Here is a 19133-nt window from a genome sequence, read left to right on the forward strand (position 1 = left end):
CCGCCGTATTCGCCACCCCCCTGCTGCTCCGCTTCTTTCGATCCGCCCGCGGAGCTATTTCTTCAGGGCGAACACCCAGATGACGCCACCCTGCGGCACGTTGGCTTCGATGCCGATATTGTTGGTCACGAGTGCATCCTGGATGCGCTGCGCGTCCACACCCCAGCCCGACTGGATCGCGATGTACTGCGTGCCATCGATCTCATAGGACACCGGCATGCCAACGATGCCGGAGTTGGTCTTCTGCTCCCACAGGAGCTCGCCGGTCTTGGCGTGAAAGGCTCGGAAGTTGCGGTCGTTGGTGCCGCCGACGAACACGAGATCGCCCGCGGTCGCCGTCACCGAGCCGAACAGCTGCGACTTCGGGAAGTTGTGCTGCCACACCTTCTTGCCGGTGGCGGGATCCCAGGCCTGAAGCTCGCCGAAATGATCCGCGCCCGGCTTCGTCTTGAGGCCGATGTCCTCCGGCTTGGTGCCGAGCCAGAGCTCGCCAGGCTTGAGCGGGACCTTCTCGCCGGTGAATCCGCCGCAGAAATTCTCGTTGGCGGGCACGTAGACGAGACCGGTCTTCTGGCTGTAGGCCGCCGACGGCCAATCCTTGCCGCCCCACAGCGACGGACAGAACTCGACGCGTTTCCCGATGACTGGCTTGTGCGCGGGATCCACGATCGGCTTGCCGGTCTCGTCGATGCCCTTCCAGACGTCGGTATAGACGAACGGCCAGCCTGCGACGTAGTTGATCTTGGTCGGCGTGCGCTCGAGCACCCAGAAGATCGCGTCGCGTCCCGGATGGACCAGGCTCTTGATGGTGCGACCGTTGCGTTGCAGATCGATCAGCATCGGCGCCTCGACCTCGTCCCAATCCCAGGAATCGTTCTGGTGATACTGGTGATAGGCCTTGATCTTGCCGGTGTCGGGATCGAGCGCGAGCACCGATGCAGTGTAGAGATTGTCGCCGGGATGGGTCTCGCCGGGCCACGGTGCCGCATTGCCGACGCCCCAATAGATCGTCTTGGTCTCCTTGTCGTAATTGCCGGTCATCCAGGCCGACCCACCGCCGTTCTTCCAGTCGTCGCCCTGCCAAGTGTCGTGACCGGGCTCGCCTTCGCCGGGAATGGTGTAGGTCCGCCACAACTCCTTGCCGTCCTTGGCATCGTAAGCCACGATATAACCGCGCACGCCGAACTCGCCGCCGGAGCCGCCGACGATGACCTTGCCGTCGACGATCAACGGCATCAGGGTCATGTACTGGCCCTTCCTGTAGTCCTGCACCTTGGTATCCCACAGCACTTTGCCGGTCTTGGCATCGAGCGCGACCACATGGTCGTCGGTGGTGGCGAGGTAGAGCTTGTCCTCCCACAGGCCGACGCCCCGGTTGGTCGGATGCAGCTGGAACAGATCGTCAGGAAGCTGCCGCTTGTAGCGCCAATATTCGTCGCCGGTCTTCGCGTTCAGCGCGATCACCTGCCCCATTGGGGTCGTCACGAACATCGCGCCATTGTTGACGATCGGCGGCGCCTGATGGCCTTCGACCACGCCGGTGGCAAAGGTCCAGACCGGCGTGAGGTTCTTCACGTTCGAGGTGTTGATCTGGTCGAGCGGACTGTAGCCCTGCCCGTCATAGGTGCGCCGATAGAGCATCCAATTGCTTGGCTCAGGATTTTCTAATCGCTGCGCGGTGACCGGAGAGTAATTCTCGATCGGACCTGATACGGCCGCGGTCGAGGCAAGACACGTGAAGGCGACGAAGCCGGACAGTAACCATTGCTTCCTGGTCATGGAAGTTTTCATGGACGTTCCCCTTTTTCATCCGTTTGAATTCTTGTTGTGAATTCTTGTCGTTCTTGTCGTCCGCCCATCGGCGGAGGCGGCCTCTCGTGACGCGGGCATGGCCCGCAACCGTCCATCATCCTGGCTGCGCGCCACCTACCTTTCCGACGAAATTGCCGGCGACCCTGAGCGATCCGTCAGCCAGCGTCAGAGGCAACGCCGCGAGCCGTCGCGGCGCCGGTCCGAACACGACCTGCGCGCCCGCGCGCGGGTCGTATTCGGAATTGTGGCACATGCACTTGAACACCTCCTTGTCGCCGACATCGCTCTTCACCCAGGCGGTGACAGGACAGCCCGCATGCGAGCAGATCGCCGAATAGGCGATAATGCCGTCGACAGCACGCGCGCGGGTCTTCTCGTCGAGCTCGGCGGGATCGAGCTTGATAATCAGGATCTCGTTGAGCCGCGAGGCGCTGCGCACCACCGATGTGTTGGGATCCTTCGGCCAGGCATGGAGCGGTGGCCCGCCGGCCTTTAGATCGGTTACGGTGATAATTTTCCCCTCTTGCTCGCCTTCGGAGAAAACGAGCAGATCGCCCTTCTGCGGCCGTTCGTCGGAGCCGGGCGGATCCTCGCCTGCACGCGCCGGCGGGGAACATCCGAGGCACGCGGTGGTCGCAAGGGCGCCGAGTAGCAGCGTCCGCCGCGTTTGCTCGGTGCCCGCGTCGGCTTCAGCTTCCGCAATGCTCTCGGATCGTGATGAATTGACGTTGAACTGTGCGCTTGACATGCCCGCTAGCAGGCGCTGGAACTCTGCCGAAAACAAGGCAAAGAATTGGCACTGCAGTGCATCAATATGGCTTTGCTCGCAATGATTGAGCGATACTGAACGCGTTCAAGCGCGTTTTCGCAAATTCTACATCGCATCACGCGAACAGCATGATGATTTTGCAGATCAGACCGATGACGTTGGAATTGGTGCAGCGCGCCATCGCGAATGCGAAGCGCACGTTTCTCAGGCAGGCATTTTGTATTCACGACCTGAGCACGTGACGCGGCGATGCGATACGACCCGCGACAGTCGCCGAAGCCATCTCGAAGCTGTCGGCGATACGACGCGCCCTGTCGATGAACAGCGCAGCCGCCGCGGGCGGGCAGACCTCGCGCGCGGTCTGCTCGAACAGATCAAGCCAGCGGTCGAAATGATCTCCCACCAGATTCAGCGGCAGATGCGCCCGCATCGGCGAGCCATGATAGCGGCCGCTCATCAACACCACCGAGGACCAGAAGTCCTTGAGCCTGGCGAGGTGCTCGTCCCAATTCTGCACGATGGCGAAGACCGGACCAAGTATCGCGTCCTCTCGCACGCGTCCGTAGAAGCGGGTGACGAGTTCCCCGATCATTTCATCGCTGATCCCGGTGCGCTCCATCGCATCCTGGGTCAACAGGTTCCGCCGCGCAACCGCAGCCTCGCGCTCGGCCTTCAGTCGATCCGACATGTCCCTTGCTATCCGTTCTATGTTCCCGCAGGCCGGTCGTTCAACAATGTCGGACAATTGCGCACGGCGTCTTTGTCGCAGCGCAAATTGCGGGATCTGGCGGCGGACGCTCGAGTGTCCGCCGCCGATGCCTTCATCAGGCGCTATAGGTGTAGAAGCCCTGCCCGCTCTTGCGGCCGAGATGGCCGGCATCGACCATCTCCTTCAGCAGCGGGGCTGGCCGGTATTTAGGATCGTTGAAGCCTTTGTAAAAGACCTCCATCACCGAAAGCATGGTGTCGAGCCCGACGAGATCGGCCAGCGCCAGCGGCCCGATCGGATGGTTGCAACCGAGCTTCATGCCGGCGTCGATTTCTTCCGCGGTTGCGATCCCCTCCTGGAGCGCGAAGATCGCCTCGTTGATCATCGGGCACAGGATGCGGTTGACGGCGAAGCCCGGGCTGTTCTTTGCCGTGATCGCCACCTTGCCGACGCGCTTGGCGAAATCCAGCGCCTTGGCATGGGTGTCGTCCGAAGTCTGCAAGCCCCGAATGAGTTCCAGCAGCGCCATCACCGGCACCGGGTTGAAGAAGTGCATGCCGATGAACCGGTCGGGACGGTCGGTCGCCGCAGCGAGCTTGGTGATCGAGATCGACGACGTGTTGGTCGCGACCAGTGTGCGCGGCGACAGCGTGGCGCAGAGATCCTTCAGGATCTTGACCTTGAGCTCCTCGTTCTCGGTCGCGGCCTCGATGACCAGATCGCAACCCGACAGCTTCGACCGGTCGGTGGTGCCGGTGATGCGCTTGAGTGTCGCCTCGCGGTCAGCCGCCGACATCTTCTCCTTCTTGACCAGCCGCTCGAGGCTGCCGCCGACGGTCGAGAGGCCGCGGTTCACCGCCGCATCGGAAATATCGACCATCACGACCGAAAGCCCGGCCGCGGCGCAGACCTGCGCGATGCCGTTCCCCATGGTCCCGGCCCCGATGATGCCAACGGTTTGGATCATTGCGTCACATCCTTCATCTTTGCGGGCGAACCAGGAGCGGCCCGGCCCATTGTTCCTGCATCAGGGTCTAGCACCACCACCTGGCGGGTGCGACCTGATCCTGCCCTTTCCTTAGTGCATCCACGGGCGGAATAAAGCCGTCCACCGCCGCGTCGCGCCGGGATGTGGGCTCTCCTGCCCGAAAGTGCCGGATTCTGCGCCCTGCGGCCCCAAGGCCCAGCGAAGGCCAGGCATCGGGCGCCCGATTCAGGGGGACAAAAGCGCACCCTGAGCGCCCCCCTGAATTGCAACCTCTTGATTGTGGCGACCGCAGCGGCCAGAACCGGCGCAGTTGCCATCCGAGGATTCCCGTGGAGGATCCGGCCTGCCGGCAAGGCGGGTCGAAGCTGTCAGGGGCAGGCTGCCGAGGAAGGATTTCGCGATGGACGTGACCAGGACCACCGGCATCGAGCCGACGCAACAGCGTCAGGCCGGATGAACGATTTCGCACGATCCATCGGTGCCGCTTTTACGCTGATCGGCGAAGCCGACGCCGAGCTGCTGGGCATCGTCGCATTGTCGGTCCGGGTCAGCCTGACCGCCAGCATCGTCGCGCTCCTGATCGGCGCACCGTTCGGAGCCCTGCTTGCGATCACCCGTTTCCGGGGGCGTCAGGTTATCATCATTCTGACCAATGCATTGCTCGGCCTTCCGCCGGTCGTCGTCGGGCTCGCCCTCTATCTCCTGCTGTCGCGGTCCGGCCCGCTCGGGGCTGCGGGCTTGTTGTTCACGCCGGCTGCCATGGTGATCGCACAGACGCTGCTGGCCACGCCGATCGTGGTGGCGCTGGTGCATCGGCCGGCAAGCCTGCTGTGGGCGGAGTATGGCGACCTGGCGCGGATCGACGGACTGTCGGCGCTGCGCAGCATGGCCCTGCTGTTCGCGCTCGGCCGGACCTCGTTGCTGACGGCCTTTCTCGCGGCGTTCGGGCGCGCCATTGCGGAAGTCGGCGCGATCATCATCGTCGGCGGCAACATCCGCGGCTTCACCCGCACGATGACGACGGCGATCGCACTGGAAACAAGCAAGGGCGACCTGCCGCTGGCGCTCGGACTGGGGCTGATCCTGCTCGCGCTCAGCGTTGCAGTCTCGACCATCGCCTTCGTGCTAGTGGGACGCGTTGGGGAAAAATAGCTGCTCGCCGCCGACCTTGTACCCGGCGATCGCTTCCTGCCCCTTCGGCGAAACCAGCCAATCGACGAAGGCCTGTCCGTCCTTCGCCTTCACACTCGGATGCTTTTCGGGATTCACCAGCATGACGCCGTACTGGTTGAACAGCCGCTTGTCACCCTCGGTCAGGATAGCGAGCTCGCCACGGTTCTTGAACGATAGCCAGGTGCCGCGATCCGACAGGAGATAGGCGTTCGACGAGGACGCCATGTTCAGCGCCGGGCCCATGCCCTGACCGATTTCCCGATACCAACTGTCCTTCCCGGCGCCGAGGTCAACGCCCGCCTCTTTCCAGAGCCTCAGCTCGGCCGCATGCGTGCCGGACTTGTCGCCGCGCGAGATGAAAGTCGCCTTTGCCGCCGCGATCTTGCGCAGCGCCTCGACCACATCCTTGCTGCCTGATATCCGCGCCGGATCGCTTCTGGGCCCGATGATGACGAAGTCGTTGTACATGACGTCGAACCGTTTTACGCCCTGCCCTTCGGACATGAACTTGTCCTCGGCGGGCCTGTCATGGACGAACACCACATCGGCATCCCCGCGCCGTCCGATATCCAGCGCCTGGCCGGTGCCGACGGCGACGACCTTCACGCTGATCCCCTCGGCCTTCGAGAACAGCGGCAGCAAATGGCCGAACAGCCCCGACTGTTCCGTCGAGGTGGTCGAGGCCACGGTGATGGTGCGATCCTGTGCGAATGCGATGGTGGACCAGAGCAGAACCGCTCCAATTGTGGCAAGCTTCCTCATGCGCCGTCCTCGACCAGACAATGACAGTTCTGAATAGCCGCTGGCGACGACGACGGGAACCCCTTGGACAGGTCCGCAACGAATATTGACGCGAGGGGCTGCGCGCGTTGCCAGGAACGTCGGCGGCGCGGGCCGGCTGTCCGGAGATGTAACGTCAAGGAGAATCCGATGAAGAAGATCATTCTGGCATCCGCATGCATCATGGTGCTGGCGACAGGTGGCGCCTTCGCGCAGACACAACCCGTCCCCGGCGCACCCGGTCAGAGCGACGTCGGCCCCTCGTCGCGAGGCCCGGCGACCAAGGGAATGACGACCGGACGTGCATCGAACATGCAGAACGAGGCCAGCGACAGCAAGGGCGCGCAGTCGCCATCCGCCGGTGGCAGCAACAGCAACAATATGGGAAGCCAGGCCGGCGGCAGCGCAGGCTCCGGCGGCGCCGGCTCCGGCAAATGAACCAAGGATCGAATATCCCGGGAGCGGAGGGCTATCCCTTCTCCAAGCAGCGCGTCGATTGGAGGAATCGCGAACCGCATTCACAAGGCGGGGTGCAAGTCACCCCGCAGAGCGGATGCGTGATGTTCTGCAATTGGTCCTCCCTACATTGACACGGGCGTGACGGCCGGGGCAGGTTTTCTCATTGCTGGCGAATCAGCGATTGCCTCACGCCGAGTACCTCTTGGACAACTCCCAGTGCTTTCGAGACTGATATCGCTGCTGCGCCGCATCCCCGCGGTGAACTGGGCGTTTACCCGGCTTCGGCCCTTGCCGCACGGCGGCAGCAGTGACGTCGCTCCGATCACTACAGACGCTTCGCCCGCCATCATCGAAGAGGTCGCGGCCACTGCTCAAGCTCCAATTGCCGAGATCAGTACCGTCCCGGGGCGCGACGACGCTGCCCCCGCCACCCAAGCTCCGGTCGCGGAGAACGATACGGCTGTGTCGGTCGTCGCGGAGAATTCGTCCGACGATATCCGTACCAGCGACGGCTCATCTCCGGAGAGAGTGGCGGACATGGACGCGCCCGCGCCGCCGCCCGTCGCCGAGGAGGTGTTGGCTTCATCGCCCGACGCGGAAAACGAGCCGGTTGCGGACGCTGATCTCGCCATCATTGACGATGCATCGCCTGCCGAAATCGATTCCGTCGCCGCGGAAGAGGTTGTGGTTTCATCATCGGACGTCACGACCGCTTCGACTGACGTACCTGATGCCGTCATCGAGGCTGCCCCCTCGTTCAACGTTTCCGCCGAGGTCGAAACGGTCGCCGTCGATGCAATCCCGGTCCTCCTCGGCGATGCCAATGGCGTCGCGCCTGACGTTTCTGAAACCAGAACCGACAGCGACCCAGCGCTCGTCGTCGAGGTCGCGCCAGCCCCTGTAAACGGTGTTCCACTCGTCACAGCCGTTGCACCGGCGGCCAACGAGTCAGGCAGCGTTGTCATCGAGATCGAACCGGCTCCGGCGCTCGGGTCTCCTGCTCTGGAGATCCGCAGCGCACCGAAAGCTCGCGCGAGAGCCCCGGAACCCGGCGATCGCGCCGCGCTGATCCGGCAACGCTGGGCGGAGACCGGAATCAGGATGTGGAATCCGCGACTTCACGGCACCGGCGAGGCCGCGCTGAACATCCAGGGAAGCGTCGGGCTGCTGCCGCCGGCGCCCGGCGAGACAATGCCGCGCTACGACAAGCTGGAATTCAAGATGCTCGGCGGACAGATCGTCTGTGAGGGCGTCATCGTCGAAGCGCCTGCGCAAGGGAGCCATCGCAGCTTTACGCGACTCGCCGAGCCGCGGAACATCGACCGCGTCCGCGAACCGACGCGGGAGCGTCAGGCCGTTCTCGCCTGATCCTTTCTTCTGGGAACGATCCCGATGTGCTAGGCTGATGTCCCGACATGGGAGATCGCACATGCGCGCAAGGCCGTTGCTTCTGGTCGTGATCGCCTTCTCCATCTCACAGCCAGCGCTCGCCGCGGGCAAACGACCGCGTCCTACAGCGACGGCCGTTCCCACCACCGATCCGGCTGCGCCCTACAAGGCCGATCGGCTCTCTTCCTCGCGCGGAGAGACGATCCTCGACACGCCCGGCCAGACCACCGTGCTGACGCGGCAGGTCCTCGACGACATGAACGCGACCAGCCTGAGAGGCGCCATGCGCTCGACCGCCGGTGTGACGATCGGGCGCTGAAGCATACACGTTCGAGCGACGGCAACGCCCGACCACAACGACAAGCACCTGGACGCGCGCACTAGCCAGCACCATGGTTAGCAGGCTGTAGCAGCGGCGGACAGCTTGGCCGAGAACGCTGCCCTTGGCGCTGATATCCTTAACGCGGCCTCACCAATTGCACGGGCCGGAAAGTCCTGAGGTCGCGCGCAACCTGTGCTGGCACTCCGCGCTTGGCCCGATCTAACGCGCCCTTTACCCGCGCCGTGCAAGATCGCCCGCGTTTTGAAAGGATGCGGGGCTCGTATTTCAATGCCTGTTGTCGATTTGAAGTCTCATCTTGCCGCCGCAACGCGACTGTTTCGCGTACCGGCCGACAACCCCGACCTGACCCGCGCACAGTTCGACGCGTTCTCCAAGCAGATCCCGCTCCTCTACTTCATCCTGATCAGCAACACGATCGCGGTCGCCTACACCTATGTGAACGTAGCGCCGGACTGGCTGACGATGATCGTGCCAAGCGTGCTGACCGTGCTCGCAGGCTTACGGACCTTCTGGTGGCTGCGCCAGCGTCACATCGTGCGCAGCGACGCCGACATCCTGCGCAATCTGCGCACCACCAACTGGCTGACCTTGCCGATCGGCGCCGGCTTCGCCGCCTGGTCCTTCGCACTCTATCCCTACGGCGATCCCTTCGCCAAGAGCCAAGTCGCCTTCTACATGGCGGTCACCGTGATCGGCTGCATCTTCTCGCTGATGCATCTGCGTTCGGCGGCCTTGATCGTGACGCTGATCGTCGACGTGCCCTATGTGCTGTTCTTCTTCGCAACGGGTGAGCCGACTTTGAAGGCGATCGCCGTCAACAACCTCCTGGTTTCCGGGGCGATGGTGACGGTGCTGTTCATCTACTATCGCGACTTCGCCGATCTCGTCGCCAGCCGCAGGTCGTTGCTGGCGCAACAAGCGGCGACGCAGGCGCTCTCGGACGAGAACTTTCGCCTTGCCAATCTCGATTCCCTCACCGAACTGCCGAACCGCCGCCGCTTCTTTGCCGAGCTGTCAAGTGCCTTTGCAGATGCCGAACGCAGGAACGTTCGCGTTGCGGTCGGCATCATCGACCTCGACGGCTTCAAGCCGATCAACGACAATTACGGTCACTCCGTCGGCGACCGTGTCTTGATCGAGGCGGGCCGGCGCATCCGCGAGGTCTGTGAGGGCTTTGGTCCGCAGCGCGTGGAGTTCGCCCGGCTCGGCGGTGACGAGTTCGGGCTCGTCGTGTGCGGCGACCCCGACGACGTGGATCTATTGCGGCTCGGCGAACACATCGGGGGCCAGATCAAGCTGCCTTACCAGTTCGACACCGCCCATACCGGGCTGTCGTGCTCGATCGGATTCGCATCCTTCCCGAACTCCGCGACGACGTCGGAAGAGCTCTACGAGTGTGCCGACTACTCGCTCTATCATGCCAAGCGCCATCTGCGCGGCCGCACTGTGATCTTCTCGAGCGAGCTCGAGGCCGAGATCCGCAGTCGCGTCGTTATCGAGAATTTGCTGCGCACGGCCGATTTCAGCACCGAGATGGATCTGGTGTTCCAGCCGATCGTCGACGCCATGAGCGAGCACACCGTCGGCTTCGAGGTCCTGGCGCGCTGGCGCAGCGCTCGCCTCGGCCTGATTTCTCCGGCCGATTTCATTCCGGCCGCCGAGCGTATCGGTCTGATCCGCCCACTGACGCAAGCGCTGCTGGTGCGCGCGCTCGCCATTGCCAGGACATGGCCCGATCACGTCCGCCTGTCGTTCAACCTCTCCGCTCACGATGTCTGCGCGGCGGAGGGCATTTTGCCGCTGATCTCCATCATCGAGAAGAGCGGGTTGCCGCCGCATCGGATCGACTTCGAGATCACCGAGACCGCCGTGACCTTCGACTTCGTGCGCGCGCAGCAGTCGATCGCGATGTTGAAGGCAATGAGCTGCGGCATTTCGCTTGATGATTTCGGCACCGGCTATTCGTCGCTGAGCCACGTGCATCGGCTGCCGCTCGACAAGATCAAGATCGACCGCAGCTTCGTCTCCGACATCAACGACAATCCCGTCAGCCACAAGATCATCAAGTCGCTCACCGGCTTGTGCGACGACATGGAGATCGCCTGCGTCGTCGAAGGCGTCGAGACCCGAGCCCAGCTCGACAGCTTGCGCCGGCTCGGCTGTGACTTCATCCAGGGTTACTATTTCGCAAAGCCGATGGCGGCCGTTGCGATTGGCGACTATCTGGCAAAGGAAGGCCAGCGCCTCGAAGGCACCAGGGCCAAGGTCGTAGCCTAAAGTCACACCGCGCAATAGCGCTCCTGGATATCCTTGTCCGCGAGCAGCGCCGCCGCGCTGCTCTGATGCACGACCTCGCCTTGATCAATAATGACGGCGCGGTCGGCCAGCCGCAGCGCCCATTCGACGTTCTGCTCCACCAGCAGCAGCGTCTTGCCCTCGTCGCGCAGGCGGCGGAACAGCACGCCCATCTCCTCGACGAGGACTGGCATGATACCCTCCGAGGGCTCGTCAAGCAGGATCATTCTGGGCTTTGCGATCAGCGCGCGCGCAATCGCCAGCATCTGCTGTTCTCCGCCCGAGAGCGTCACGCCCTCCTGATCGAGACGCTCCTTCAGGCGCGGGAAGGTCTCGGCGATCTCGTCGATCGCCGCGCGCTCCTCGATATGGGCGCCGGCCGCGACGAGACCGAGCCGCAAATTCTCGCGCACGGACAGGCCGGGGACAATGCGGCGTTCCTCGGGCACGTAAGCGAGGCCGAGATGGAAGCGCTGATGCGCGCGGAGCGGCAACAATTCCCTGTCGGCGAAGCGCACGCGGCCCGTCGCCCTTGGCATCAGGCCCATCATCGCGCGCAAAGTCGTGGTCTTCCCGGCGCCGTTGCGGCCGACCAGGGCGACCACCTCGCCCGGGTCCACATGCAGCGAGATGCCATGAAGGACATGGCTGGTGCCGTACCAGGCATGGAGATCGTCGATTTCGAGCAGCGCGGTCTCAGCCATAGCCTTCACTCTGTCCGAGATAGACCCGGCGGACCTCCGGATTGCTCTCTGATCTCGTCGGGCGCGCCGTCCGCCAGCAGGCGGCCGTGATGCAGCACCACGACTCGCTTACTGAGCCCCAGCACCATCTTCATCTTGTGCTCCACCAGGAGCACGGTGCGCTTGTCGGCGAGGCGCTCGAGCAGAGCGACCATGTCCTTGGTTTCTTCCGGCCCCATGCCGGCGGTCGGTTCGTCCAGCAGGAGCAATTCCGGCTCGGCGACCAACGCGATCGCGATCTCCAGTGCGCGCTGCTGGCCATGCGACAGGAATTTCGCCAGTTCGTTCCGCCTAGCCAGCAGCCCGACTGCGTCGAGCGCGGCGTCTGCGCGCCCATTCAGTTCAACGAGCCGTGCGCGGTTGCGCCAGATGTCGTAGCTTACGATCAGCGCCTGGGCTGCCACGCGCACGTTCTCGTGCACGGACAGATCCGGAAAGATGTTCGTGATCTGGTAGGAGCGCGAGATTCCCTGATGCACGAAGCGATGCTGCGGCAGGCCGTTCAGCTCACGACCCCTGAAATGCAGCTTGCCCGAGGTCGGCGTCAGCGCGCCCGAGAGGATGTTGAAGAAGGTGCTCTTGCCGGCGCCGTTCGGCCCGATGATCGAAGTCAGCTGTCCGGCCGCAAAGGACACGGTGATGCCTTCGAGCGCGACGAAGCCGCCAAAGCGCTTGCCGATGCCTTCGGCGCGAAGCAATTCACCACTCATCGCCGCGCCTTTCCGATGCCGAGCGCATCGAGCAGCGTTCCCCAGATGCCCTTGGGCAGGAACAGCACGAACAGCACGAAGATCGCACCGACGACGATTTGCCAATGCGGCGTCCAGAGCGAGATCACGTCCTCCAGGATCAGGAAGGTGGCAGCACCAACGAAGGGCCCGAAGAAGCTGCGGGCGCCGCCGAGCAACACCATCATCACGATCATGCCCGAGGTCTGGTAGTGCAGGATGTCCAACGGCACGATCGACAGATGCAGTGCCAGCATGCAGCCGCCGAGCGATGAGATCGCGCCCGACAGCATGAACACGACCAGCTTGCTGCGTTCGACGTCATAGCCGCAGGCCCGTGCCCGCTGCTCGTTCTCGCGGATCGCCTCGATGACGGCTCCGAAAGGTGAGTTCAGGATGCGCGACTGGAACCACATCGCGAGCGCCGCGAACGCCATCAGCACGTAATATTTGTTGACAGGATCGAGGAAATTGACCTGAAGGCCGAACAGGCTGATGCGGTCGACCGTGAAGCCCCGCAGCCCGTTCTCGCCGCCGGTGAAGGAGGCCGCCTGGAGCGCGACGTAATAGACGAGTTGCGCCAAGGCCAGCGTTACCATCGAGAAATAGATGCCGCGGGTGCGCGTCGAGACCACGCCGATCGCGGCGGCCAGGCAAGTGCTGAGGAGTACGGCAACCGGTACGGCGGCGAACCAGGGCATGCCGTAGCGTCCGATCGCGATGCCCGTGAAATAAGCGCCTGCACCGAAGAACGCCGCCTGGCCAAACGACAGCAGGCCGGTGTAGCCGAACAGCAGATTGTAGCCCATCACCACCACGCCGTAGATCAGGACGTTGACGGCCAGCGCCTTCGATGGCAGCAGCCAGGGCAGCAATGCAAGCACGGCAATGGAGAGCAGAACACGCTGGTCGAGGAGCCAGCCGAGCCCGCTGGAGGCGGGTTTGGTGAGCGCTTCGCTACTCGAAGGTCCCGTCACGCGGTCCTCCCTCTCACGCCGAACAGGCCTTGCGGGCGGATCAGCAGCACCACCGCCATCAGCGCGAACATGACGATGATCGCCATCTCCGGCGCGAACAGCGCCACCATGCTGATGGATACGCCGACCATGAGACCAGCTACGACTGCGCCAACGATCGAGCCGAGCCCGCCGATGACGGTCACCACGAAGGCTTCCGCCAGAACCAGCGAGCCCATCTCCGGATTCACGCTGCGCATGGGCCCGGCGAGCACGCCGCCGAGCGCGGCAAGCCCAACGCCGAGCCCGAAGGTCGCGAGCCAGACCCGTCCAATATCGACGCCCAGCACCTGCATGATGGTCGGATCGCGCGCGCCGGCGCGCACGATCAGGCCGACGCGGGTCTTCTCCAGCGTCAGCCAGAGCGCCAGCAGCACCACCGCCACGAGCACGATGACGAACAGGCGATAGCGCGGGAAGAAGCCGATTCCGAGATCGAGCACGCCGATCAGCTGCGGCGGCGTCGGAAAAGAAATGCCGTCACTGCCGAACACGATGCGCACGCCCTCGACCAGGATGTAGCTGAGGCCGAAGGTGAGCAGCAGCGGGTCGTCGATCGAGCGTCCATACAGTCTCCTGATCAGCACGAACTCGATCAGCATGCCGAAGGCGCCGATCAAGATGGGTGCGAGCAGCAGCCCCCACCAGAAGCTCCCAGTGAGCGATGCCAGATACAGCCCCGCATAGGCCCCGATCATGAACAGCGCGCCGTGGGCAAAATTCACCACCCCGAGCATGCCGAACACGATCGTCAGCCCAAGCGCAGTGATCACCAGGACCGCCCCAAGGGCGATCCCGGAGAGAAGCTGCATGATGATCAGCGACAGGTCCATCGTGACAGGCTTCAGGTCGCGTGGCCGAGCTCGCTGCAGCTGCGCAGCATGTCGTCGGTCCCCGCGTCGTTGGCCAGGATCGCGAACAGATCGTTCTCGCCGGTCATGGCGGACTTCTTCTTGGACTCCAGGACCAGCACCGACTGCACCGACTGGTGGTCGCATTTCCGATAATGCTGCGGGCCCTTGGTCAGATCATATTGCAGCTTCTCCAGGGCATCGACGACCTTGTCGGTGTCGGTGCCGCCGGCGGCCTGCATGGCGGCCAGCAGGGATCCGACGCCGGAATACCCGTAGGCGCCATAGTCGGTCGGAATCGCGCCGCCGTTGGCGGCCTTGAACGCTGCGTTGAACGCGGCCGCCGACTTGCTCTGCGTCTCCAGGCCCCAATAATAGTTGGCGCCACCGACCACGCCCTCGAACACGTCGGGACCGACCGCGAGCCGCTGGTTGTGCAGGATGACGGGCACGACGATCTTCATCTGCTGCTTGACGCCGAAGTCTACGGCTTGCTTGATCGAATTGGCTTGATCCCGGCCGAAATTGGAGATGCACAGCACGTCCGGCCGCATTGACATCAAGCGGGGCATGAAGGTGGAATAGTCAGCCGCACCGAACGGATGCAAGATCTCGCCGACATTGTCCGCACCGATCGCGGTCTGAGCACGCTTGAAGCCGCGCAGCATCTCGTGGCCGTAGGCATAGTCGGCGACGAGATGAGCGATCTTCATCCCCTTCTTCAGCGTCTGTCGTGCCACGGCCGCGGTCGTCATGTGCGGGTTCAGCGCCTCGTGGAAGGTGTATTTGCTGAAATCCTTGGCCTCGTTGATGGTGTCGGACTGGCTGATCGAGACGTAGATCACGCCGCGAGCGCGGGTGACCTCGTTGACCGCCAGCTGCACCGCGCTGGAGAGCGCACCGACCACGGCATGGACCTTGTCCTTCTCGATCAGCTCGAGCGTGCGGGTCGCAGCCTCGCCGGCGTTGAGCTTATCGTCGCGGACCAGCAGCTCGACCTTGCGGCCGGCAATGCCACCCTTGTCATTGACCAGCTTCACCGCGAGCTCGGCGCATTTGACCTGATCGCGCGCTTCGGCAGCGAACGGCCCGGTCAGCGGCGTGGGGAAGCCGATGCGGATCGTCTCGTCGGCGGCGCGGCCGAGCCGCGGCATGGCGAGCAGGGCCGCGCTGGCTGAGAGGCCGGCGAGCGTGGTGCGGCGGGTTATCTTCGGGGTCGAACCGGATTTGGGCATGATTTCCTCCAACTGTCTTTTTTCTAGAAACGCTTCAAGGCTTTCAGGACTATTGCGGGCGTGATCGGAATCGAATTGATCGTGGCAGCGAACGGCGCGAGCGCATCGTTGACAGCATTGAGCACGCAGGCGGACGCTGCCGCGGTGCCGGCCTCGCCGACTCCCTTGGCGCCGAGCTCGGTATCGGCGGTCGGCGTCTCGACATGGGCAATGAGGATGTCGGGCATCTCCATCGGCATCGGGACGAGGTAGTCGGCGAGCGAGCCGTTCACGAGCTGGCCTGTGTCGCTGTAGCGGCATTCCTCGAACAGCGCCGCGCCCAGCCCCTGCACGATACCGCCGCGCAGCTGCTCGTCCACCAGCATCGGATTGATGACCCGGCCGCAATCCTCGACGATGAAATGCTTCAGGAGCCTGATGAATCCAGTGTCGACATCGATCTCCAGCGAGCAGCCCTGAATGCCGTTGGTGAAGGCGAACGGATAGCCCTGCGGCGCAAAGTGGTGGCTGACGGTAAGCTGTGCCTGCGTGCCCGGCGGTAGCGTATCAGAGCGGAAATAAGCGATGCGCGCGATCTCCGCGATCGGTATCCGCTGGTTTCGCGTGCCTGCGTCGACGACCTCGCCATCGACGATGTCCAGCGCCGACGGTTGCTCCTGAAGGATCAGCGCGGCGATTTCCAGAATGTTGCGCTTGAGCGCGCGCGTCGCCTGGAGCGCGGTCTCGCCGCCGATGCCGGCGCCGCGGCAGGCCCAGGTGGCGCCGCCATGCGGCGTCACCTCGGTATCGCCGGTGATGACCTTGACGTGCTCCTGCGCTAGGCCGAGCTGATCGGCCACGATCTGGCTGATGATCGCCTCGGTGCCCTGCCCCTGCTCGGTGACCGAGATCAGGCAGCGCACCTCGCCCGACGGCGTCAGGCTGACGATCGCCCCGTCCTGCGAAGAAATGCGTGCGCCGCCGACGCCATAGAACGCCGGGCTGGGATTAGTGATCTCGACAAAGGCGGCAATGCCGATGCCTCGGTAGACGCCGCGCTTGCGCAACTCTGCCTGCTCGGCACGCAAGTCGTCGTAGCCCATCATCTCGTGCAGGCGCTTGAGGCACGCCTGATGCGACAGTGCCTCGAAGCGGTATCCGGTAGGCGACGTCTGCGGATAGGCATCATCGGCGATCACGTTCTGCGCGCGGATGGCGAAAGGATCGAGGCCGAGCTTCGCCGCCGCCATATCGACCATGCGCTCGGTGACGGCGCAGGCGATGGGATGGCCGACGGCGCGATACTGGCTGGTCTGTACCTTGTTCTGGAAGATCACCTCCAATGTGGCGCGGTAGTTCCTGAAGCGATAGGGCGCGCCGATCAGGCGGATTACCTGATTGCCCTCGACCACGCTGGTGCGTGGGTAGGTCGAGAACGCGCCGATCGCGGTCAGATCCAGCACGTCCATCGCGAGAATCTCGCCCTTGGTGTCGAGCGCCATGCGGGCGCGGACGCGGTGCTCGCGGGCGTGAATGTCGGAGACGAACGACTCGATGCGGTCGGCGACATACTTCACGGGACGGCCGAGCAGGATCGAAAGGCCGACCACCGCCATGTCCTCGTGATAAACATGCAGCTTCATTCCGAAAGAGCCGCCGATGTCGGTCGCGATCACGCGAACACGGGCTTCCGGGATGCCATAGTGGCGCGAATAGAGGTCTTGGAACTGGTAGGGTGTCTGGGTGCCATGGTGCACGGTCAGCATCCCGGCGGCGGGATCATAATCTGCGACGATGGCACGCGGCTCCAGCGTCACCGCGGTATGGCGGCCGAAGAAAAATTCCTCCTCCACCACATGGGCTGCATGCGCGAAGGCGTCATCGACGGTGCCGCTGTCGAGCTGGCTGCGGAAGCAGATATTGCTCGCGCTGCCGGGATTGACCTGCGGGCCGCCGGCCTCACGTGCGACGTCGATGTCGACGACAGCGGGAAGGTCCTCGTAGTCGACTTCGATCAGCTCCAGCGCATCCTCGGCGATCGCACGGCTCTCGGCGACGACGGCGACCACCGCCTGTCCGGCCCAGACCACGCGATCCAGCGGCAGCGGCAATTGCGGCGCGGATGTCATGCCCTTGAAATGATCGAGTGTCCCGGTCCAGGCCGTGCAGATCTTTGCGAGATCCGCACCGGTCGCGACGAGATGCACGCCTTCCAGCACACGCGCCGCGTCGGCATTGATCGAAACGATCTTCGCGTGGGCACGCGGACTACGCAGGAACGCAGCATAGAGCATGCGCGGCAGACGGAGGTCGCTGACATATCGCCCGCGACCGGCAAGCAGGCGCTTGGCATTCGGCCGCGGCAGGGAACGGCCGATGTAGGAATTCGGGCGGTCGAGCGAGGTCAGAGGCGCCGTCATCTCGCGTCTCCGGCGCTGCGTGCTTTGGCGACAGCGTCGATGGCGTCGACGATGGCTTCATAGCCGGTACAGCGGCAATAATTTCCCGACAATGCATCACGGATCGCCTCGCGGCTCGGCTGCGCCATCTGCGAGAGCAGTTCGTGGGCGTTGACCAGCATGCCCGGCGTGCAGAAGCCGCATTGCAGCGCGTTGCGGCGATGGAATTCGGCCTGGAGGTCGGCGATCGCTCCGCTCTCGGTGAGCCCCTCGATCGTATCGATCCTGGCGCCATCCGCTTGCACGGCAAACATCAGGCATGAGTGCACGGCGCGGCCGTCGACCTGCACCAGGCAGGCGCCGCAGGCCCCCATTTCACAGCCGGCATGCGTACCGGTCAGCTCCAATTCGCCACGCAGGCAGTCGACCAGCGTCTCGCGCGGAGCGACTTCGCAGGCGACCTTGCGGCCATTGACGACGAAGCGAACGCGCACAGTCTCGTCGGCCTCGTCCAGGATGGTTTCTTCAAAACCGCTCATGCTGCCTCTCCGAGACGGCCGAGCAGACGACCGAGCAACACGCGGGCGAGGTGCAGCCGCATGGCCGGCGGCACCTCGTCGTTCTCGGGCGGCGCGAGATCACTCTCGAGCGCCGCCTGCGCAGCAGCGATACGTTCCGCATCGAGGCCGAAGCCGATCAGGGCCGCCTCAGCGCCTTTCACTCGCGTCGGCGTATTGCCGACGGAGAAGAAGGAGATGCGGATGTCGTCGATTCGATCGCTCGTGAAAGTCGCAAGCATGCCACAGCCGACCAGCGCATAATCCCCGCGCCGCCGCGCCAGTTCGTCGAATGCAAAGTGCTGATCGGCCTTGAACAACGGAACGTAAATTGCAGTGATCAGCTCTCCTGGCTGTAGCGCCGTCTCGAACAGGTCGACGAAGAAGTCGTCGGCCTTCACGCGCCGACTGCCCGAGGAACCGGCGATCTCGATCTCAGCATCCAGCGCCAAGGTCATCGCGGGAAATTCGGAAGCCGGATCGGCCAGCGCGACGCTGCCCCCGAACGTGCCGCGGTTGCGGATTGCGGGATGGGCGACGAAGGGAGCCGCGGCATGCAGCAGTGGCGCAAATTCCGCGATCAGCGGCTCGCTCAGCATCTCGCAGTGGCGCGTCAGCGCGCCGATGCGCAAACAGGCGCCTTCGCGCCTGATGCCGCGCAGCTCGGCGATATGCGTGATGTCGATCAGCAGCCGCGGCGCCTGGAGCCGCAGCGACAGCGCCGGCACGAGGCTCTGGCCGCCGGCGATGAAACGCGCATCGTCCCCGGCGCGCGCGTGAGCGTCCAGCGCCTGGTCGATCGTTGCAGCACGAAAATAGCTGAAAGCCCTCGCCTTCACTGCCGTTTCCTCGAAATCCATCGGCTCATCAGCCGGGAGCCAGATTTGTAACCATCTGGTCTCAAAATC

General features: G+C 63.9%; 17 protein-coding genes and 1 pseudogene. 5 read left to right on the forward strand and 13 right to left on the reverse strand.

What is annotated here, in order from left to right; translation table 11 throughout:
- Window positions 1-54: 54 nt before the first annotated feature.
- The 4 genes from ABIG06_RS01675 to ABIG06_RS01690 all read right to left on the reverse strand — a co-directional run bounded on the left by ABIG06_RS01675 (window position 55) and on the right by ABIG06_RS01690 (window position 4257).
- Window positions 55-1779 carry a methanol/ethanol family PQQ-dependent dehydrogenase gene (locus tag ABIG06_RS01675; protein ID WP_370140759.1) on the reverse strand — a complete coding sequence of 575 codons (1725 nt, stop codon included), beginning with the start codon at window positions 1777-1779 and terminating at the stop codon, window positions 55-57.
- Window positions 1780-1906: 127 nt separating this feature from the next.
- Window positions 1907-2560 (reverse strand): ubiquinol-cytochrome c reductase iron-sulfur subunit, encoded by a 654-nt coding sequence (locus tag ABIG06_RS01680; protein WP_370133643.1) that lies wholly within the window; start codon window positions 2558-2560, stop codon window positions 1907-1909.
- A 244-nt stretch (window positions 2561-2804) separates the two neighbouring features.
- Window positions 2805-3269 (reverse strand): group III truncated hemoglobin, encoded by a 465-nt coding sequence (locus ABIG06_RS01685; RefSeq protein ID WP_124161838.1) that lies wholly within the window; start codon window positions 3267-3269, stop codon window positions 2805-2807.
- A 136-nt stretch (window positions 3270-3405) separates the two neighbouring features.
- On the reverse strand, window positions 3406-4257 hold the full coding sequence (locus ABIG06_RS01690) for a 3-hydroxybutyryl-CoA dehydrogenase (protein WP_370133646.1): 852 nt from the start codon (window positions 4255-4257) through the stop codon (window positions 3406-3408).
- 474 nt (window positions 4258-4731) lie between these two features.
- Here ABIG06_RS01690 and ABIG06_RS01695 point away from each other — a divergent pair, with 474 nt between their 5' ends.
- Window positions 4732-5430, forward strand: coding sequence for an ABC transporter permease (locus ABIG06_RS01695; RefSeq protein ID WP_370133649.1), 699 nt, complete (start codon window positions 4732-4734; stop codon window positions 5428-5430).
- On the opposite strand, the gene ABIG06_RS01700 is transcribed toward ABIG06_RS01695, so the two are convergent.
- Window positions 5404-6213 (reverse strand): extracellular solute-binding protein, encoded by an 810-nt coding sequence (locus tag ABIG06_RS01700; protein WP_424578062.1) that lies wholly within the window; start codon window positions 6211-6213, stop codon window positions 5404-5406. The genes ABIG06_RS01695 and ABIG06_RS01700 overlap by 27 nt on opposite strands.
- A gap of 168 nt (window positions 6214-6381) precedes the next feature.
- On the opposite strand from ABIG06_RS01700, the gene ABIG06_RS01705 reads away from it, so the two are divergent.
- The 4 genes from ABIG06_RS01705 to ABIG06_RS01720 all read left to right on the forward strand — a co-directional run bounded on the left by ABIG06_RS01705 (window position 6382) and on the right by ABIG06_RS01720 (window position 10699).
- The gene (locus tag ABIG06_RS01705) at window positions 6382-6669 is read left to right on the forward strand and encodes a hypothetical protein (RefSeq protein WP_370133654.1); all 288 of its coding nucleotides are present in this window, start codon (window positions 6382-6384) and stop codon (window positions 6667-6669) included.
- 279 nt (window positions 6670-6948) lie between these two features.
- Window positions 6949-8058 carry a hypothetical protein gene (locus ABIG06_RS01710; protein WP_424578063.1) on the forward strand — a complete coding sequence of 370 codons (1110 nt, stop codon included), beginning with the start codon at window positions 6949-6951 and terminating at the stop codon, window positions 8056-8058.
- Window positions 8059-8119: 61 nt separating this feature from the next.
- On the forward strand, window positions 8120-8398 hold the full coding sequence (locus tag ABIG06_RS01715; protein WP_370133659.1) for a Plug domain-containing protein: 279 nt from the start codon (window positions 8120-8122) through the stop codon (window positions 8396-8398).
- Between the two features lie 291 nt (window positions 8399-8689).
- A complete protein-coding gene (locus tag ABIG06_RS01720) occupies window positions 8690-10699 on the forward strand; it encodes a putative bifunctional diguanylate cyclase/phosphodiesterase (RefSeq protein ID WP_370133661.1) in 2010 nt (669 codons plus the stop codon).
- Window positions 10700-10701: 2 nt separating this feature from the next.
- Here ABIG06_RS01720 and ABIG06_RS01725 read toward each other — a convergent pair whose 3' ends face one another.
- From ABIG06_RS01725 to ABIG06_RS01760, 8 genes and pseudogenes are all read right to left on the reverse strand, one after another.
- Window positions 10702-11421 carry an ABC transporter ATP-binding protein gene (locus ABIG06_RS01725; RefSeq protein WP_370133664.1) on the reverse strand — a complete coding sequence of 240 codons (720 nt, stop codon included), beginning with the start codon at window positions 11419-11421 and terminating at the stop codon, window positions 10702-10704.
- A pseudogene (locus tag ABIG06_RS01730) lies at window positions 11414-12170 on the reverse strand (ABC transporter ATP-binding protein). The gene ABIG06_RS01725 and the pseudogene ABIG06_RS01730 overlap by 8 nt, the downstream one beginning before the upstream one ends.
- On the reverse strand, window positions 12167-13165 hold the full coding sequence (locus ABIG06_RS01735; RefSeq protein WP_370133667.1) for a branched-chain amino acid ABC transporter permease: 999 nt from the start codon (window positions 13163-13165) through the stop codon (window positions 12167-12169). The pseudogene ABIG06_RS01730 and the gene ABIG06_RS01735 overlap by 4 nt, the downstream one beginning before the upstream one ends.
- Window positions 13162-14037, reverse strand: a complete 876-nt coding sequence (locus tag ABIG06_RS01740; RefSeq protein ID WP_370133668.1) for a branched-chain amino acid ABC transporter permease — start codon at window positions 14035-14037, stop codon at window positions 13162-13164. Before ABIG06_RS01740 ends, ABIG06_RS01735 begins: the two co-directional genes overlap by 4 nt.
- A gap of 11 nt (window positions 14038-14048) precedes the next feature.
- Window positions 14049-15290 carry an ABC transporter substrate-binding protein gene (locus ABIG06_RS01745; RefSeq protein ID WP_370133670.1) on the reverse strand — a complete coding sequence of 414 codons (1242 nt, stop codon included), beginning with the start codon at window positions 15288-15290 and terminating at the stop codon, window positions 14049-14051.
- A gap of 23 nt (window positions 15291-15313) precedes the next feature.
- Complete coding sequence (locus ABIG06_RS01750; protein WP_370133672.1) at window positions 15314-17689, reverse strand: xanthine dehydrogenase family protein molybdopterin-binding subunit; 2376 nt, start codon at window positions 17687-17689, stop codon at window positions 15314-15316.
- Complete coding sequence (locus ABIG06_RS01755; RefSeq protein WP_370133674.1) at window positions 17686-18207, reverse strand: (2Fe-2S)-binding protein; 522 nt, start codon at window positions 18205-18207, stop codon at window positions 17686-17688. The genes ABIG06_RS01750 and ABIG06_RS01755 overlap by 4 nt, the downstream gene beginning before the upstream one ends.
- Window positions 18204-19064: an FAD binding domain-containing protein gene (locus ABIG06_RS01760; protein ID WP_370140760.1), complete on the reverse strand. Its 861-nt coding sequence runs from the start codon at window positions 19062-19064 to the stop codon at window positions 18204-18206. The genes ABIG06_RS01755 and ABIG06_RS01760 overlap by 4 nt, the downstream gene beginning before the upstream one ends.
- Between the last annotated feature and the right edge of the window lie 69 nt (window positions 19065-19133).

The sequence above is a fragment of the Bradyrhizobium sp. USDA 326 genome (genome assembly GCF_049739485.1).
Taxonomy (GTDB): domain Bacteria; phylum Pseudomonadota; class Alphaproteobacteria; order Rhizobiales; family Xanthobacteraceae; genus Bradyrhizobium.

What these genes read in the sequence shown, in the direction of transcription:
- ABIG06_RS01740 (WP_370133668.1), bottom strand. Translation starts at nt 14,037, where the DNA reads ATGGACCTGTCGCTGATCATCATGCAGCTTCTCTCCGGGATCGCCCTT.
- ABIG06_RS01680 (WP_370133643.1), bottom strand. Translation starts at nt 2,560, where the DNA reads ATGTCAAGCGCACAGTTCAACGTCAATTCATCACGATCCGAGAGCATT.
- ABIG06_RS01695 (WP_370133649.1), top strand. Translation starts at nt 4,732, where the DNA reads ATGAACGATTTCGCACGATCCATCGGTGCCGCTTTTACGCTGATCGGC.
- ABIG06_RS01745 (WP_370133670.1), bottom strand. Translation starts at nt 15,290, where the DNA reads ATGCCCAAATCCGGTTCGACCCCGAAGATAACCCGCCGCACCACGCTC.
- ABIG06_RS01685 (WP_124161838.1), bottom strand. Translation starts at nt 3,269, where the DNA reads ATGTCGGATCGACTGAAGGCCGAGCGCGAGGCTGCGGTTGCGCGGCGG.
- ABIG06_RS01715 (WP_370133659.1), top strand. Translation starts at nt 8,120, where the DNA reads ATGCGCGCAAGGCCGTTGCTTCTGGTCGTGATCGCCTTCTCCATCTCA.
- ABIG06_RS01720 (WP_370133661.1), top strand. Translation starts at nt 8,690, where the DNA reads ATGCCTGTTGTCGATTTGAAGTCTCATCTTGCCGCCGCAACGCGACTG.
- ABIG06_RS01750 (WP_370133672.1), bottom strand. Translation starts at nt 17,689, where the DNA reads ATGACGGCGCCTCTGACCTCGCTCGACCGCCCGAATTCCTACATCGGC.
- ABIG06_RS01725 (WP_370133664.1), bottom strand. Translation starts at nt 11,421, where the DNA reads ATGGCTGAGACCGCGCTGCTCGAAATCGACGATCTCCATGCCTGGTAC.
- ABIG06_RS01755 (WP_370133674.1), bottom strand. Translation starts at nt 18,207, where the DNA reads ATGAGCGGTTTTGAAGAAACCATCCTGGACGAGGCCGACGAGACTGTG.
- ABIG06_RS01705 (WP_370133654.1), top strand. Translation starts at nt 6,382, where the DNA reads ATGAAGAAGATCATTCTGGCATCCGCATGCATCATGGTGCTGGCGACA.
- ABIG06_RS01700 (WP_424578062.1), bottom strand. Translation starts at nt 6,213, where the DNA reads ATGAGGAAGCTTGCCACAATTGGAGCGGTTCTGCTCTGGTCCACCATC.
- ABIG06_RS01690 (WP_370133646.1), bottom strand. Translation starts at nt 4,257, where the DNA reads ATGATCCAAACCGTTGGCATCATCGGGGCCGGGACCATGGGGAACGGC.
- ABIG06_RS01675 (WP_370140759.1), bottom strand. Translation starts at nt 1,779, where the DNA reads ATGACCAGGAAGCAATGGTTACTGTCCGGCTTCGTCGCCTTCACGTGT.